General features: G+C 64.9%; 11 protein-coding genes and 1 pseudogene. All 12 read right to left on the reverse strand.

The genetic code is table 11. From position 1 onward, the window contains the following. Positions 1-2: 2 nt before the first annotated feature. Positions 3-221: a membrane protein gene (locus AC1DQR_RS31645; protein ID WP_043347331.1), complete on the reverse strand. Its 219-nt coding sequence runs from the start codon at positions 219-221 to the stop codon at positions 3-5. Between the two features lie 67 nt (positions 222-288). Beyond that, positions 289-1,788: a cytochrome c oxidase accessory protein CcoG gene (gene ccoG, locus AC1DQR_RS31650; RefSeq protein WP_416049041.1), complete on the reverse strand. Its 1,500-nt coding sequence runs from the start codon at positions 1,786-1,788 to the stop codon at positions 289-291. A gap of 55 nt (positions 1,789-1,843) precedes the next feature. Continuing rightward, positions 1,844-2,773, reverse strand: coding sequence for a cytochrome-c oxidase, cbb3-type subunit III (gene ccoP / locus AC1DQR_RS31655; RefSeq protein ID WP_416049042.1), 930 nt, complete (start codon positions 2,771-2,773; stop codon positions 1,844-1,846). A gap of 96 nt (positions 2,774-2,869) precedes the next feature. Continuing rightward, positions 2,870-3,004 (reverse strand): annotated as a pseudogene (locus AC1DQR_RS31660) (cbb3-type cytochrome oxidase subunit 3); the annotation flags it as partial. Between the two features lie 3 nt (positions 3,005-3,007). Further along, the gene (gene ccoO / locus AC1DQR_RS31665; RefSeq protein ID WP_477134420.1) at positions 3,008-3,685 is read right to left on the reverse strand and encodes a cytochrome-c oxidase, cbb3-type subunit II; all 678 of its coding nucleotides are present in this window, start codon (positions 3,683-3,685) and stop codon (positions 3,008-3,010) included. Between the two features lie 19 nt (positions 3,686-3,704). Next, positions 3,705-5,153 carry a cytochrome-c oxidase, cbb3-type subunit I gene (ccoN, locus tag AC1DQR_RS31670; RefSeq protein ID WP_006162068.1) on the reverse strand — a complete coding sequence of 483 codons (1,449 nt, stop codon included), beginning with the start codon at positions 5,151-5,153 and terminating at the stop codon, positions 3,705-3,707. A gap of 188 nt (positions 5,154-5,341) precedes the next feature. Next, positions 5,342-5,488 (reverse strand): cbb3-type cytochrome oxidase assembly protein CcoS, encoded by a 147-nt coding sequence (ccoS, locus tag AC1DQR_RS31675; protein WP_006162067.1) that lies wholly within the window; start codon positions 5,486-5,488, stop codon positions 5,342-5,344. A 4-nt stretch (positions 5,489-5,492) separates the two neighbouring features. Continuing rightward, on the reverse strand, positions 5,493-8,045 hold the full coding sequence (locus tag AC1DQR_RS31680; RefSeq protein WP_416049043.1) for a heavy metal translocating P-type ATPase: 2,553 nt from the start codon (positions 8,043-8,045) through the stop codon (positions 5,493-5,495). A gap of 108 nt (positions 8,046-8,153) precedes the next feature. Continuing rightward, positions 8,154-9,251: a cell division protein ZapE gene (zapE, locus tag AC1DQR_RS31685; RefSeq protein ID WP_043347352.1), complete on the reverse strand. Its 1,098-nt coding sequence runs from the start codon at positions 9,249-9,251 to the stop codon at positions 8,154-8,156. 149 nt (positions 9,252-9,400) lie between these two features. Continuing rightward, on the reverse strand, positions 9,401-10,837 hold the full coding sequence (lpdA, locus tag AC1DQR_RS31690; protein ID WP_150990985.1) for a dihydrolipoyl dehydrogenase: 1,437 nt from the start codon (positions 10,835-10,837) through the stop codon (positions 9,401-9,403). Positions 10,838-10,980: 143 nt separating this feature from the next. Further along, positions 10,981-12,234 carry a 2-oxoglutarate dehydrogenase complex dihydrolipoyllysine-residue succinyltransferase gene (gene odhB, locus AC1DQR_RS31695; RefSeq protein WP_174423273.1) on the reverse strand — a complete coding sequence of 418 codons (1,254 nt, stop codon included), beginning with the start codon at positions 12,232-12,234 and terminating at the stop codon, positions 10,981-10,983. A gap of 97 nt (positions 12,235-12,331) precedes the next feature. After that, on the reverse strand, positions 12,332-15,187 hold the full coding sequence (locus tag AC1DQR_RS31700) for a 2-oxoglutarate dehydrogenase E1 component (RefSeq protein WP_174423274.1): 2,856 nt from the start codon (positions 15,185-15,187) through the stop codon (positions 12,332-12,334). Positions 15,188-15,472: the final 285 nt, after the last annotated feature.

Genomic DNA, 15,472 nt, shown 5'->3' on the forward strand with positions numbered 1-15,472 from the left:
GATCACCTCGCTTGCGCCGCGACCGGCGCTGCCTGGCGTGCCGCGCTGCCCGCCTTCTCGACCACCAGGCCGTGGCGAGCCACCCCTTCCTCAATGGGCGGATCCGGATGGGTCATGGCCAGCCAGATCGTGACCCCGCAGGCCACCATGGCCACGAACGGCCCACTCATCAGCAGCCACGGCCATGGCTCCTTCCACCAGGGATTGCTTTGCTGCGTCATCTGGCCTCCTCTAGATCTAGATCGCGTATGTTGCGTACGGATTGGTGCATCCAGCGTCTCAGCCGCCTCATAGATTGCGCGGCACGATAAAGCTGGTGCTCTGTCGAATCTCCGCGCCATGGCTGCCCGCGCCCTCGTCGGGCACCGCGGTCACTGTGACCTCGATCTTGTGCGTGCCCTGCGCCGCGGACTCGATCGGCACGCGCACCCGCACGGGAATCAGGCGATTGGATGTGGGCTCCAGGTTGCCCGCAGCGTGGTCATATTCCACGATCAGGCCCTTGAGCTCATCGCTGCCCGCGCTGACGGCGACGTGCATCGGCGCCTCGGTCGTGTTGATCAGCTGCAGCCGGTACACGTTTTCGATCCAGCGCCCTTCCACTTCCCGCCCCAGCGCGCCGCGATCGCGGATGATATCGACCTTGAGCGGCGTGCGCATGGCCAGCGAGGCCATGAAGCCGGCGACCAGCGCCAGCCAGATCACCGAGTAGATCACCGTGCGCGGCCTCACCAGACGCTTGCGCGCCACGGTCTCGGAGAGCGCGCTGCGCATGGCGTTCTCAGAGGTATAGCGAATCAGCCCGCGCGGGTAAGCCATCTTGTCCATGACCTGGTTGCAGGCGTCGATACAGGCGCCGCAGCCAATGCAGTCGTACTGCAGGCCATCGCGGATATCGATGCCAGTTGGACAGACCTGCACGCAGATGCTGCAATTCACGCACGAGCCCAGCCCGGCGGCCTTGTGGTCCGCCTTGCGCGAGCGGCTGCCACGCGGCTCGCCGCGGCCCACGTCGTAGGTGACCACATAGGTGTCGCGATCCACCATCACGCTCTGGAAGCGCGCATACGGGCACATGTACTTGCAGACCTGCTCGCGCATGAAGCCGGCGTTGCCCCAGGTGGCAAACGAGTAAAACAGCATCCAGAACGTCTGCCACGGACCCAGCGAGAGGCTCAGCACCTGCGCGCCGAGCGTGCGAATGGGCGAGAAATAGCCGACGAAGGTAAAGCCGGTCCATAGCGCGATCACGATCCAGAGCGTGTGTTTGGTGGCCTTCAGGCGCAGCTTGCGCACGCTCCAAGGATCACCGTCCAGGCGGATGCGTGCGAAGCGGTCGCCTTCCACGTGCCGCTCGATCCACATGAAGATCTCGGTGTACACCGTCTGCGGACATGCGTAGCCGCAAAACAGCCGCCCAGCGATCGCCGTGAAGAGAAACAGCGACACCGCGGAGATCACCAGCAGCACGGCAAGGTAGATCACGTCCTGGGGCCACAGCACCAGGCCGAATATATAGAACTTGCGCGCACCGAGATCGAACAACATGGCCTGGCGGCCGTTCCACTGCAGCCAGGGCATGCCATAGAAGAACAGCTGGGTCAGGACCACCATCCAGACCCGCCAGCTCGAGAACGCACCCGACACCGAGCGCGGATAGATCTTGCGCCGGACTTCGTACAGGGTCTCGTCCGACGTTTCCGCGTCCGCCGAGGCAGGTGTGGGCGCTCGCAGCGGCGCCCACGCGGCCCCGTTCCTTTCAAGCGGCTCCGGTCCGGGGGCGTTCATGCGTGAACACCCCCGCCGCGGTGCGGGCCCGGCTGACAAGCACAAGCGTGGCGGCTCATTGCTTGCCCCCCTCGCCCGCACCGCCGCCGGTGTTGGACAGCCCCCAGACATAGGCCGTCAACATGCGGATACGCTCCGGCGTGAGGATTTCCTCGTGCGCCGGCATATGGTTGTTGTGGCCCTTCAGGATGGCGTCGACGATGTTTGCCTCCGAGCTGCCGTACAGCCACACGCGGTCCGACAGGTTAGGCGCGCCAAGCGCCTGGTTGCCCTTGCCGGTGGAGCCATGGCAGGCCGCGCAGGTTGACTTGAACGTGCTCTCGCCGCGCGCGGCGCGGATCGGATCGGAAGACAGGCCGGACAGCGAACGCACGTATTGCGCCACGTCGCCAGCGAGCTTGCCGTCAATGGTCGAGGCGAACGACGGCATCACGCCGTTGCGACCCTTGGTAATGGTCTGCGTGATGGTTTCGGGATCTCCGCCGTACAGCCAGTCGTTATCGGTCAGGTTGGGAAAGCCGCGGCTGCCGCGCGCATCGGAGCCGTGGCATTGCGCGCAGTAGTTGAGAAACAAGCGTTGCCCGATCTCGCGCGCCGCCGGGTCGGCCGCCACCTGCTTGACGTCCATCTGCATGTACTTGCCATAGACCTCGCGCTGCAGTTGTTCGGCCGCCTGGCGGTGCGCCTCCAGCTCAACCCGGCTGGAGGTCTTGAGCACGCCGGCATAGGAACCCAGGCCGGGATACAGTACCAGGTAACCCAGGCCAAAGATACATGCCAGCAGGAACATCCACATCCACCAGCGTGGCAGCGGGTTGTTCAGCTCGCGCAGGTCGCCGTCCCACACGTGGCCGGTGTCCTCGGGCGCACCCACAACCTTGGTGACCTTGCGCTGGGAGAACAGCAGCCACACGCACCAGACGATGCCAACCAGCGCGATGGCGGCAATGTAATAGCTCCAGAAATCCGTGAAGAAGTCGCTCATGACTCAGTGTTCCTGCGTGGTGTTGTTTGCGCCGCCGGCATGACGCGCGACGCGGTGGCCGGCGTCGTGCCTGGCGTCTTGGCGTGCGGCCAGCGGCTCGTCGGGCAAGGCGAACGGCAGCATGGCCGACTCCTGGTTGGCGGCCTTGCGCCCGGACGACCAGGCCCACCAGCAGATGGCGATGAAGGCAGCCATCGAGATCACGGTGGAGAACGCGGTGATCATTGCCATGGCTTACTCCTTGGCCGGCGTGGCCGCGGGCTGCGCGGCGGCCGCGGTATCGACCCGCACATTGCGCTTGGCGATGCCAAGCTCCTGCAGGTAGGCGACCATCGCGTCTTCCTCGGTCTTGCCGGCCAGCGTGGCAGGCGCCTGCTCAATCTCGGCGTCGGTGTACGGCACGCCGAGACGGCGCAGCGCACGCATGCGGTCGCGGACATTGTTGGTCTGCAACGGCGTTTTCTCCAGCCACGGGTAGGACGGCATCACCGATTCGGGCACCACGTCGCGCGGATTGCGCAAGTGGATGCGCTGCCAGTCATCGGAGTAGCGTCCGCCCACCCGCGCCAGGTCAGGACCGGTACGCTTGGAGCCCCACAGGAAGGGATGGTCGTAGACCGACTCGCCCGCCGTGGAGTAATGGCCATAGCGCTCGACATCGCCCTGCAAGGTGCGCACCTGCTGCGAATGGCAGCCCACGCAGCCCTCGCGGATATAGATATCGCGGCCCATCAGGCGCAGCGCGGAGTACGGCTTGATACCCGCGTCGGGCTCGGTGGTGGAGTGCTGGAAGAACAGCGGCACGATCTGGACGAGCCCGGCGATGCTGACTACCAGGATGGTGCAGATGATCAGCCACCCGATATTCTTCTCCAGGGTCTCGTGCGTAAAGAAGCTTCGTTTTTCGGACATCGTTTCTATCCTGGAATGATCAATGGGCGGAGGCGGAAACGCTGGTCGGGATCAGTGCATCCACGGCAGGCTTGCCGATGATGGTCCTGGCCACGTTGTATGCCATCAGCAGCATGCCGGAGAGGAAGCACAAGCCACCCAGCAAGCGGATCAGGTAGAACGGGTACTTGGCCTTGACCGCTTCCACGAAGGCGTAGGTCAGCGTGCCGTCGGGCTGAGTGGCGCGCCACATCAGGCCCTCCATCACGCCGGCGATCCACATCGAGGCGATGTACAGCACCACGCCGATGGTGGCGATCCAGAAATGCAGCTCGATCAAGCGCACGCTGTACATCTCCTTCTCGCCAAAGAGCCGCGGGATCAGGTAGTAGAGCGAACCGATCGAGATCATCGCGACCCAGCCCAGCGCACCGGAGTGCACGTGGCCAATGGTCCAGTCCGTGTAGTGCGACAGCGCGTTGACGGTCTTGATCGACATCATCGAGCCCTCGAAGGTCGCCATGCCGTAGAACGACAGCGCCACCACCAGGAACTTGAGGATGGGATCGGTGCGCAGCTTGTGCCAGGCACCCGACAAGGTCATGATGCCGTTGATCATGCCGCCCCACGAAGGCGCCAGCAGGATCAGCGAGAACACCATGCCGAGCGATTGCGCCCAGTCCGGCAGCGAGGTGAACTGCAAGTGGTGGGGACCAGCCCACATATAGGTGAAGTTGAGCGCCCAGAAGTGAACGATCGACAGGCGGTAGGAATAGATCGGGCGGCCGGCCTGCTTGGGGATGAAGTAATACATCATGCCCAGGAAGCTGGTGGTCAGGAAGAAGCCCACCGCGTTATGGCCGTACCACCACTGCACCATGGCGTCCTGCACGCCGGCATACGCCGAGTAGGACTTCCACATGCCCACCGGCATCTCGGCGTTGTTGACGATATGCAGGATGGCGATGGTCAGGATGTAGGCGCCGAAGAACCAGTTGGCCACGTAGATATGGCGGGTCTTGCGCTTCATGATGGTGCCGAAGAACACGATGGCATAAGCCACCCAGACCAGCGTGATCAGGATGTCGATCGGCCATTCGAGCTCGGCGTATTCCTTCGAGCTGGTGATGCCCAGCGGCAGCGTGATGACCGCGGCCACGATCACCAGTTGCCAGCCCCAGAACGTGAAGGCCGCCAGCGGGCCGCAGAACAGCCGCGCCTGACAGGTGCGCTGCACGATGTAGTACGAAGTAGCGAACAGCGCGCTGCCGCCGAAGGCGAAGATGACCGCATTGGTGTGCAGCGGCCGCAAGCGTCCGAACGACAGCCATGGCGTGTTGAAATTAAGCTCCGGCCAGATCAACTGTGCCGCGAGCAGAACGCCTACGGCCATACCAACAATCCCCCAGACTACCGTCATGACGGCAAACTGCCGCACAACGCCGTAATTGAAGGTGTCGGCGCGAGAATACGCGGCGGTGACAGCCATTCAGACCCCCAGATTGGATAAACATGAATTGATGTTGTGACTGTAGGAAAAGCGCGCACAAGCTGTCTTGATCTGTATCAAGCGCACCGGAAAGCATGGGAACTCAGGTGCAACGGCGTCTCACATCCGCACACACGGCAACGCAGCCGCGCACGGGCACGGCCGCGTTGCCGCATTGCCGCGATCACTCAGGGCTTGTCGTTGTCGAGCAGAATGGCCTCGCCGGGCCGGTCAAGGTCGTCGTATTGCCCGGCGTGCAGCGCCCACCAGAGCGCGCCGGCGATCACCGCGACCAGCACCAGGCTCATCGGCACCAGCAGGTAGAGCATGTCCATGGCATCAGTCTCCGGGCTTGCCGGCGCGCAGCAGGCGCCAGGCGTTGGCCACCACCAGCAGCGACGACACCGACATGCCGATGCCCGCCATCCAGGCGGTGACATAGCCGGTTGCCGCCAGCGGAATGGCGATCACGTTATAGGCAAAAGCCCAGGCGAGGTTCTGGCGCACCACACTACGCGCACGGCGGGCCATCTTGAGCGCGTTCGCGATCTCCGCCACGCGGCCATGGGTCAGCACCGCGTCGGCGCCGGCCTGCGCCAGCGGCGCGCCGCTGCCGATGGCGATCGAGACTTGCGCCTGCGCCAGCACCGGCGCGTCGTTGATGCCGTCGCCCACCGCCAGCACCACGGCGCCGCCGCGCTGCAGGCGCGCCACGTACTCGCGCTTGCCTTCGGGCGTGACACCGCCCTCGCGGCGCGGAATCTGAAAATGATCGGCCCACCAGCCGACAGTGGCCGGCGTATCGCCCGAGACGAGATGGCAGGTCACGCCGAGCGCGCGCAGCTCGCTGAGCAAGCGCGCGGATTGCTCGCGCGCGACATCGGCCAGCTCGAACACCGCCAGCGTGCCGGCGGCGCTGCCCAGCCATACCAGCGTGGCACCGCGGCGCTCGCTGCCGGCAAGTTCTGCGTGCCAGATGGCGGCGCTGCCGTGCTCACACAGCACCTCCACGAACTCGCGCCGGCCAAGGCGGTAACGCTGCCCATCCAAATCGGCTTCAAGGCCCTGCCCTGGCACATTACGCATGGCGTCGATAGCGAGCGTCTCGTGCGCAAGGCCTTGAGCCTGCGCGGCTTCGACGATGCCGCGCGCGATCGGGTGCTCGCCGGAGCGTTCCATGGCCGCGGCCAGGCGCAGGCAGGTGGCGGCGTCGGCATCGCCGTTGGACTGCGTGCGCACCAGTGCGAAACGCCCCTGCGTGAGCGTGCCAGTCTTGTCGAGCATCACGTCCGTGACGCTGGCCAGGGTCTCCAGCGCGTGGCCGCGTGTGAGCAGCAAGCCGCGGCGCGACAATGCGGCCCCGGCCGCGGCCAGCGCCGCCGGCGTGGCCAGCGAGAGTGCGCACGGGCAACTCACCACCAGCACCGCCACCGTCACAAGCAACGCGCGCGCGGGATCGATCCAGACCCACCAGACGGCGCCGGTGACGGCCGCCAGCACCAGCAGGATGGCGACGAACCAGCCCGCCACGCGGTCGGCCACGGTGGCCAGGCGCGGCTTCTCGGCCAGCGCGCGGTCCAGCACGGCAACGATCTCCGCCAGCCGGGTGCCCGCCCCTACCTTGGCTACGCGCAACTCAAGCGGGCTCGCGGTGTTGAAGCAACCTGCCAGCACGGGATCCCCGATGCCGCGCGGCACCGGCCGGCTCTCGCCGGTCAGCATGGATTCATCGAGCTCGCTCGCGCCGGCGATCACCGTGGCATCGGCGGGTACCACCTCGCCCGCCTTGACTCGGATCAGGTCGCCAGCGCGCAGGCGTGCCACAGGCACCCGCTCGCCCGCGCCGCCCTCGGCAGGCAGGCGCTCGCAGGTGGCGGGCAATTGCCGCGCCAGCATCTCGGCACCACTGCGCGATGCCTGGCGCACGCGCAGCTCCAGGTAGCGCGCCAGCAGCAAGAACGCGACAAACATGGTGACGGAATCGAAGTACACCTCGCCGGTGCCGCGTAGCGTCGCCACGGTGCTGGCGATAAAGCCCGCGCCCACGCCCAGCGCCACCGGCACATCCATGCCCAGGTGGCGCTGCCGCAGCCCGCGCCACGCCCCGGCGAAGATCGGCGAGGCCGAGTACAGCACCACAGGCAAGGTCAGCACCAGGCTGGCCCAGCGCATCAGTTGCAACTGGCCCGGATCGATGGTGGCTTCATGGGTATAGATGGGCCATGCGTACATCATCACCTGCATCATGCCGAGCATGGCCACGGCCATGCGCATCAACAGGCCACGGCGCGCGTGGCGGTCCTGCCGGTCCGAGCGCGAAACCTCGAACGGCCACGCCAGGTAGCCGATCCCCGCCAGCGCGGCGAGCAAGGCGGAGACCGGCTGCTCGGCCGCGCGCCAGCGCACGACCACGCGGCGCGTAGCCACGTTGGCGATCACCGATTCCACGCCGGGCAGGCTGCCCAGGTGCTGCTCGATCAGCCAGGCGCAGGCGGCGCAGCGGATATTCTCCGGCGCCAGGGTGATCTCGGCCCGACGTTCGTCCAGCGGGCGCACAAACTGGGCCCGTAATTCCTCGGTGTCATAGGCGGCCCAGACAGGCTCGGCCTCGCGCCGCGCTGCGTCGTCGATCGGCCGGGCAAAGCGGGCCTGGTCGCCATAGAGATGGCCGAACCCGGCTGCGTGCAGTGTCTGCGCCAGGGCCTGGCAGCCACCGCAGCAAAACGCCTGTTCCTCGCCGTTGATGCTGGCATGCAAGGGCGGCTCGCCGGCCACGAGCGGCTGTCCGCAATGGAAGCAGCCCGCACGCCCGGCGGCCGCAGGCACGCCGCTGGCGCGTGCAAGCGGCGGATTGGGCAGGGACCGGACAGGATAGGCTGGGGAAGTCGGCATCGGGGCTCTTTTTTACCAACTGCATGGTAAGAGTCCCGACGGCAAGCCGCCTTGATACAGATCAAGCGGGTGGCCAGACGGCGCACGGCGCGCCGCTTGCGCAGGGCGTCAGGTCAGCGAGGTATCGACCGTGCGGCGTGGCGCTTCCAGGTATTCGCGCGACTGCATCTCGATGATGCGCGACACCGTGCGGCTGAACTCGTTGGCCATCTGGCCTTCGGTGTAGAGTTCATCCGCCGGCACTTCCGCCGAAATCAGCAGCTTGACTTTGTGGTCATAGAACACGTCGATCAGCCAGGTGAAACGGCGTGCCTCCGACGACATGCGCGGCGTCATCCTGGGCACGTCGGAGAGGATCACCGTGTGGAACTCGGTGGCGAGCTCCAGGTAGTCGTTCTGCGAGCGCGGGCCACCGCACAGCGTATTGAAATCGAACCAGACCACCCCGCCCGCCTTGCGCAGCGCGCGCAGTTCGCGGTGCTCGATATGCAGGATGGGGGATTCGTCGGCCACGCCGGCAATACCGGTAAAGGCATGGCGCAGGGCCGAGCTGGCCTCGGGTCCCAGCGGCGTGTGATACGCCTCCACCTGCTCCAGCGCGCGCTTGCGGTAGTCGATGCCGGCATCGACATTGAGCACGTCGAGCTTGTGCTGCAGCAGCGCGATGGCCGGCAGCACGCGATCCCGGTGCAAGCCGTCCGGGTACAGCAGGTCCGGCCGGTAGTTCGACGTCATCACGAACTGCACGCCATTCTCGAACATCTGCTGCAGCAGGCGGTGCAGGATCATCGCATCGGCCACGTCGCTGACATGGAACTCATCAAAGCAGATCAGGCGGAACCGCCGCGCGATGCGCTTGGCCAGTTCGTCCAGCGGATCCGGGCGCCCGCGCAGCTCTTCGAGCTGGCGATGCACCTCGCGCATGAATTCGTGGAAATGCAGCCGAGTCTTGCGCACCACCGGTACGCAGGTATAGAAGCTGTCCATCAGGAAGGACTTGCCGCGGCCTACCCCGCCCCACAGGTACACGCCCTTGGGCACGTCCGGGTGCACCAGCAGCTTTTTCAGCGTGCTGTTGCGCCGGCTCTTGTAGGCCACCCACTCGTCATAGCATTGCTGCAGGCGCTCGACGGCGCGCAACTGCGCGGGGTCGGTGGTGTAGCCACGTTGCTTCAGTTCCTGCTCGTAGTACTCACGGACGTTCATGCTGACTGCTTGCGCTGGATGCCGGGAGGCGCCGGCTTGAATGAGGATCGGGGCGCATGACAGGGCAATCAGCCCCTGCCGCCCCGAAAGCGAAAACGGCGCGCCGCTGGAGCGGCGCGCCGGTACTCAACAATATGAAGGCTTATGCCTTACATATTGAGCTGGCGCTTGTCGACAGCGAGTGCGGCTTCGCGCATGACTTCCGACATCGACGGATGCGGATGGCAGGTGCGGCCGATGTCTTCGCTGGCAGCCTTGAACTCCATCGCCACCACGGCTTCGGCGATCAGGTCCGACGCATTCGCGGCAACCACGTGCACGCCCAGGATCTCATCGGTCTTAGCATCGGCCAGCATCTTGACGAAGCCTTCCGAGTGACCCATGCCCAGTGCACGGCCGTTGGCCATGAACGGGAACTGGCCGGACTTGTACTCGCGGCCTTCGGCCTTGAGCTGCTGCTCGGTCTTGCCCACCCATGCGATTTCCGGGAAGGTGTAGATCACCCACGGAATGCAGTTGTAGTCGATGTGCGGCTTCTGGCCGGCGATGCGCTCGGCAACCGCCACGCCTTCGTCCTCTGCCTTGTGGGCCAGCATCGGGCCACGCACCACGTCGCCGATGGCCCACAGGCCCGGCACCTTGGTCGCGCAGTGGTCGTCCACCTCGATGAAGCCGCGCTGGTCGGCTGCCAGGCCGATGGCGTCGAGGCCGAGGTTGTCGGTGTTGGGCACGCGGCCAACCGACACGATCAGGCGATCGACTTCCAGGGTCTGGGCAGCGCCGTCCTTGTCGGTGTAGCTGACGGTTACGTTGTCCTTGCCGGTCTTGACTTCATTGACCTTCACGCCCAGGCTGAACTTCAGGCCTTGCTTGGTCAGCAGCTTCTGCGCCTCCTTGGCCACGCCTTCGTCGGCGGCGCCCAGGAACGACGGCAGCGCTTCCAGCACGGTCACTTCGGCACCCAGGCGGCGCCACACGGAACCCAGCTCGAGGCCGATCACGCCAGCGCCGATCACGCCCAGCTTCTTCGGCACGCCGGCGAACTTGAGCGCGCCTTCGTTATCGCTGACCAGCACGTTGTCCACCGCGATGCCCGGCAGGTGACGCGCCTTGGAACCCGTAGCGACGATGACCTGCTTGGCCGTCACGACTTCGGTACCTGCCTTGCCGGCGACCTCGACCTGGAAGCCCTCGGCGGTCTTGCCGACGAACTTGCCGTAGCCCTTGAGCAGCGTGACCTTGTTCTTGCGGAACAGGAACTCGATGCCCTTGGTCATCTTGCCGACGATATCGTCCTTGCGCTTGAGCATCTTGGCCACGTCGACCTTGACATCGCCAACCGTGATGCCGTGGTCGCCCAGGTGATGCTGTACGTTCTCGAATTCTTCCGAGGATGCCAGCAATGCCTTGGAGGGGATGCAACCCACGTTCAGGCAGGTGCCGCCCAGGCGCGGTTCGTCCTTGGGATCGTCGTAGGCATTGCCTTCGCAGCAGGCCACATTCAGGCCCAGCTGGCCGGCACGAATGGCGGCGATGTAGCCGCCGGGGCCGGCACCGATCACCAGCACGTCGAATTGTTTGCTCATGGAGGTTCCTTTTGCAGCCACGGCGGGGCAACGTCGCCCGCCAGGCCGCTTTCAACTCTTCGGTCCGTCATGCCCGCCAGCGCCGCGCCCGATGACAGACGCGGCGGGATCAATGCGGGCAAGACCTCAGGCTTTGCAGATGATTAGAGGTCCAGCAGCAGGCGTGCCGGATCTTCCAGCGCGTCCTTCATGGCGACCAGGCCCAGGACGGCTTCGCGGCCGTCGATGATGCGGTGGTCGTAGGACATGGCGAGGTAGTTCATCGGACGGATCACGATCTGGCCGTCTTCCACCACCGGGCGGTCCTTGGTGGCGTGCACGCCCAGGATCGCGGATTGCGGCGGGTTGATGATCGGCGTCGACAGCATCGAGCCGAAGGTACCACCGTTGGAGATCGAGAACGTACCACCGGTCAGCTCTTCCAGCGACAGCTTGCCGTCGCGGGCCTTGGCGCCGAATTCAGCGATCTTCTTCTCGATGTCGGCCAGGCTCATCTGGTCGGCGTTGCGCAGGATAGGCACCACCAGGCCACGCGGCGAGCCCACCGCGATACCGATGTCGAAGTAGCCGTGGTAGACGATGTCGTTGCCGTCGATCGATGCGTTGATCAGCGGGAACTTCTTCAGCGCGTGGACCGCGGCCTTGACGAAGAAGGACATGAAGCCCAGCTTCACGCCGTGTTCCTTCTCGAAGCGGTCCTTGTACTTGTTACGCAGGTCCATCACCGGCTTCATGTTCACTTCATTGAAGGTGGTGAGGATGGCGTTGGTGCTTTGCGATTGCAGCAGGCGCTCGGCGATACGGGCGCGCAGGCGGCTCATCGGCACGCGTTCTTCCGGGCGGTCGCCCAGGGCGGCGAAGTCCACCGGGGCGGAAACCTGCTGCAGCGCCGGCTTGGCAGCGGCCGGAGCCGGTGCTGCCTTGGCGGCCGGTGCGGGAGCGGGCGCGGCGGTCGCGGCCAGCACGTCACCCTTGGTGATGCGGCCATCCTTGCCCGTGCCTGCAACCTGGCCAGCGGACAGGCCGCCTTCGGCCATCAGCTTGGCTGCCGAAGGCATGGCCACGGCGCCGGCTGCTGCCGGAGCGGCTGCGGCGGCCGGGGCGGCGGCAGCGGGTGCCGGTGCGGCAGCGGCGGGAGCGACGGCGCCAGCGGTGGCTTCAGTGTCGATCTTGGCGATCACTTCGTCGGCAACCACGGTGTCGCCGTCGTTGCGGATGATCTGCGACAGCACGCCAGCCGACGGGGCCGGCACTTCGAGCACGACTTTGTCAGTCTCGATTTCAATCAGGATTTCGTCTTGGGCAACAGCTTCGCCCGGCTTCTTCTTCCAGTTCAGCATGGTTGCTTCTGCAACCGATTCAGAGAGTTGCGGAACCTTGACGTCAACAATAGCCATGGTTGGAATTTCCTTGATGTATTCGTTTTTGCTTAAGGCAGGTGGCAAAAAACATGGCGGTGCGCGCTCTTCGCGCGCGCCGCCATGCTGGCCACGATCATTTGGTCAGGACAAAGCCCTTGAGCTTGGAGAACGCCGCATCCAGCAGCGCCTTTTGTTGCTCGTTGTGCTTGGCGTAGTAGCCCACCGCCGGCGATGCCGAGGCGGGACGACCCGCGTAACCGAGCTTCTGGCCTTCCGCCATGTTTTCCATGATGAAGTGCTGGACGAAGAACCAGGCACCCTGGTTCTGCGGCTCGTCCTGGCACCACACGATTTCGTTGGCGTTCGGGTACTTCTTCAGCTCGGCTGCCACTGCCTTGTGCGGGAACGGATACAGCTGTTCCATGCGGATGACGGCCGTGTCGGTAGCGCCGCGTTCCTTGCGGGTGTTGACCAGGTCGTAGTAGACCTTGCCCGAGCACATGATCACGCGCTTGACCTTGCTGGCGTTCAGTTCTTCGTGATCGGGGATGACCGTCTCGAAGTGGCCCTTGGCCAGGTCGGACAGCGGCGAGACCGCTTCCTTGTTACGCAGCAGCGACTTCGGCGTCATGATCACCAGCGGCTTGCGGAACAGACGGATCATCTGGCGGCGCAGCAGGTGGAAGATCTGGGCCGGGGTGGTCGGCTGGCAGACTTGCATGTTGTGGTCCGCGCACAGCTGCAGGAAGCGCTCGATGCGCGCCGAGCTGTGTTCCGGACCCTGGCCTTCGTAGCCGTGCGGCAGCATCAGGGTCAGGCCCGAGGCGCGGCCCCACTTCACTTCGCCGGAGGAGATGAACTGGTCGATCACCACCTGGGCGCCGTTGACGAAGTCGCCGAACTGGGCTTCCCAGATCACGAGTGCGTTCGGCTCGGCGGTGGAGAAGCCGTATTCAAAGCCGAGCACTGCCTCTTCCGACAGCACCGAGTCGATCACCGTGAACGGTGCCTGGTTTTCCGACACGTTCTGCAGGGGCACGTAGCTGCCGGCATCCCAGCGCTCGCGGTTCTGGTCGTGCAGCACCGAGTGGCGGTGGGTAAAGGTGCCACGGCCGGCGTCCTGGCCGGTGATGCGCACCGGGTAGCCCGAAGCCACCAGCGAGGCGAAGGCCAGATGCTCGCCCATGCCCCAGTCCAGCGGCTGGTCGCCGCGGCCCATGTTGGCGCGATCCTTCACCACCTTCTCGACCAGCGGGTGCAGCTTGAGGTGCTCGGGAATGCTGGTGATGCGTTCGGCCAGGCGCTTGAGCTCGGTCACCGGCACGGCGGTGTCGGCGGCGTCAGTCCACTTGCGGTTCAGGAACGGCATCCAGTCCACGGCGAACTTGTTCTTGAAGTTCGACAGGACGGGGTCGACCGTGTGCTTGCCCGCGTCCATCGCGGCACGGTATTCCTTGACCAGCTGGTCGCCGAAGTCGGCAGCCACCAGGTTCTGCGCGGTCAGCTTGTCAGCGTACAGCTTGCGCGTGCCCGGGTGCTGGGCGATCTTCTTGTACATCAGCGGCTGGGTAACGGCCGGCGTGTCCTGCTCGTTGTGGCCCAGCTTGCGGAAGCAGATGATGTCGACCACGACATCCTTCTTGAACTCCATGCGGAAGTCCACGGCCAGCTGCATGGCGAACACCACGGCTTCGGGATCGTCGCCGTTGACGTGCAGCACCGGTGCCTCGATCATCTTGACGACGTCGGTGCAATACAGCGTGGAACGCGAGTCGCGCGGGTCCGAGGTGGTGAAGCCGATCTGGTTGTTGATCACGATGTGCATCGTGCCGCCCGTGCCGTAGCCGCGGGTCTGCGCCAGGTTCAGCGTTTCCATCACCACGCCCTGGCCTGCGAATGCCGCGTCGCCGTGCACTTGCACCGGCAGCACTTCCGCATGGCCTGCGGGCTCGCCGCGGCGTTCCTGGCGGGCCTTGACCGAGCCTTCGACGACCGGGTTGACGATTTCCAGGTGGGACGGGTTGAAGGCGAGCGACAGGTGGACCGGGCCACCTTCGGTGGAGACGTCGCTGGAGAAGCCCTTGTGGTATTTCACGTCGCCGGCCGGCAGGTCATCGACATGCTTGCCTTCGAACTCGGCGAACAGGTCAGCCGGCATCTTGCCCAGCGTATTGACCAGCACGTTCAGGCGGCCGCGGTGGGCCATGCCGATCACGATTTCCTGCACGCCCTTGCTGCCGCTGTGCTGGATCAGTTCGTCCATGGCAGCGATGAAGCTCTCGCCGCCTTCCAGCGAGAAGCGCTTCTGGCCAACGTACTTGGTGTGGAGGAAGCGCTCCAGGCCTTCGGCCGCGGTCAGGCGGTCGAGCACGTGCTTCTTCTTTTCGAGGGTGAACACCGGCTTGGAACGCGTGGTTTCCAGGCGCTCTTGCCACCAGCGCTTTTGCGCCTGGTCACTGATGTACATGAACTCGGCGCCGATGCTGCTGCAGTACGTTTCGCGCAGGTTGTTGAGCAGCTCGCGCAGGCTCATCGATTCCTTGCCGAAATACGTATTGCTGGCGTTGAAGACGATGTCGAGATCGCTTTCGGAGAAGCCGTAGAACGCGGGATCGAGGTCCGGCAGGGGCGGACGCTCCTGGCGCTTGAGCGGATCCAGGTCTGCCCAGTGCGAACCGATGTTGCGGTAGGCGGCGATCAGCTGCGTGGCAGCGACGCGCTTGCGCCCCATATCGGAGTCGGCCGAGGCAACAATAGTCTTGATCGGACCCGCCTTGGCGCGCTCTGCGAACGAGGCGACGATGGGAGCGTGGGGGATATCGCGGGCGTTGGAGCCATCGACAGCCGGCACGTTCTGCATCGCGTCGAAGTACGCGCGCCAGTTATCGGGAACCGAGGAGGGATTTTCGAGGTAGGCCTCGTACAGCTCTTCTACATAGGGGGCATTGCCGCCGAAGAGGTACGAATTGCTCTGATACTGCTGCATCATGGGGCGCTCACTATTATCCGGGAATGCCGGAATAAAGCGGGTTCATCAACCTTCCGCGACACGGCTTGACCGGTTAGCGGATTGCAAACAACTCTTTCCGGGCAGCAACTGAAACACATTAAATGCATCATTATGCAAACGGCACCGCAGCGGGTGCCGATCTGTTCAGTCGCCCTGAAAGGGTCAGTTGTGCGTGGAAGGACCTAAGTCTTCACTCGCATAAGAATAGCACGTTTGCCGCGTGAGCCGAGGGAATTTTGCCGTAACGCGCGCGGGCCGATCCGC

The organism is Cupriavidus sp. 05L411, from assembly GCF_056398045.1.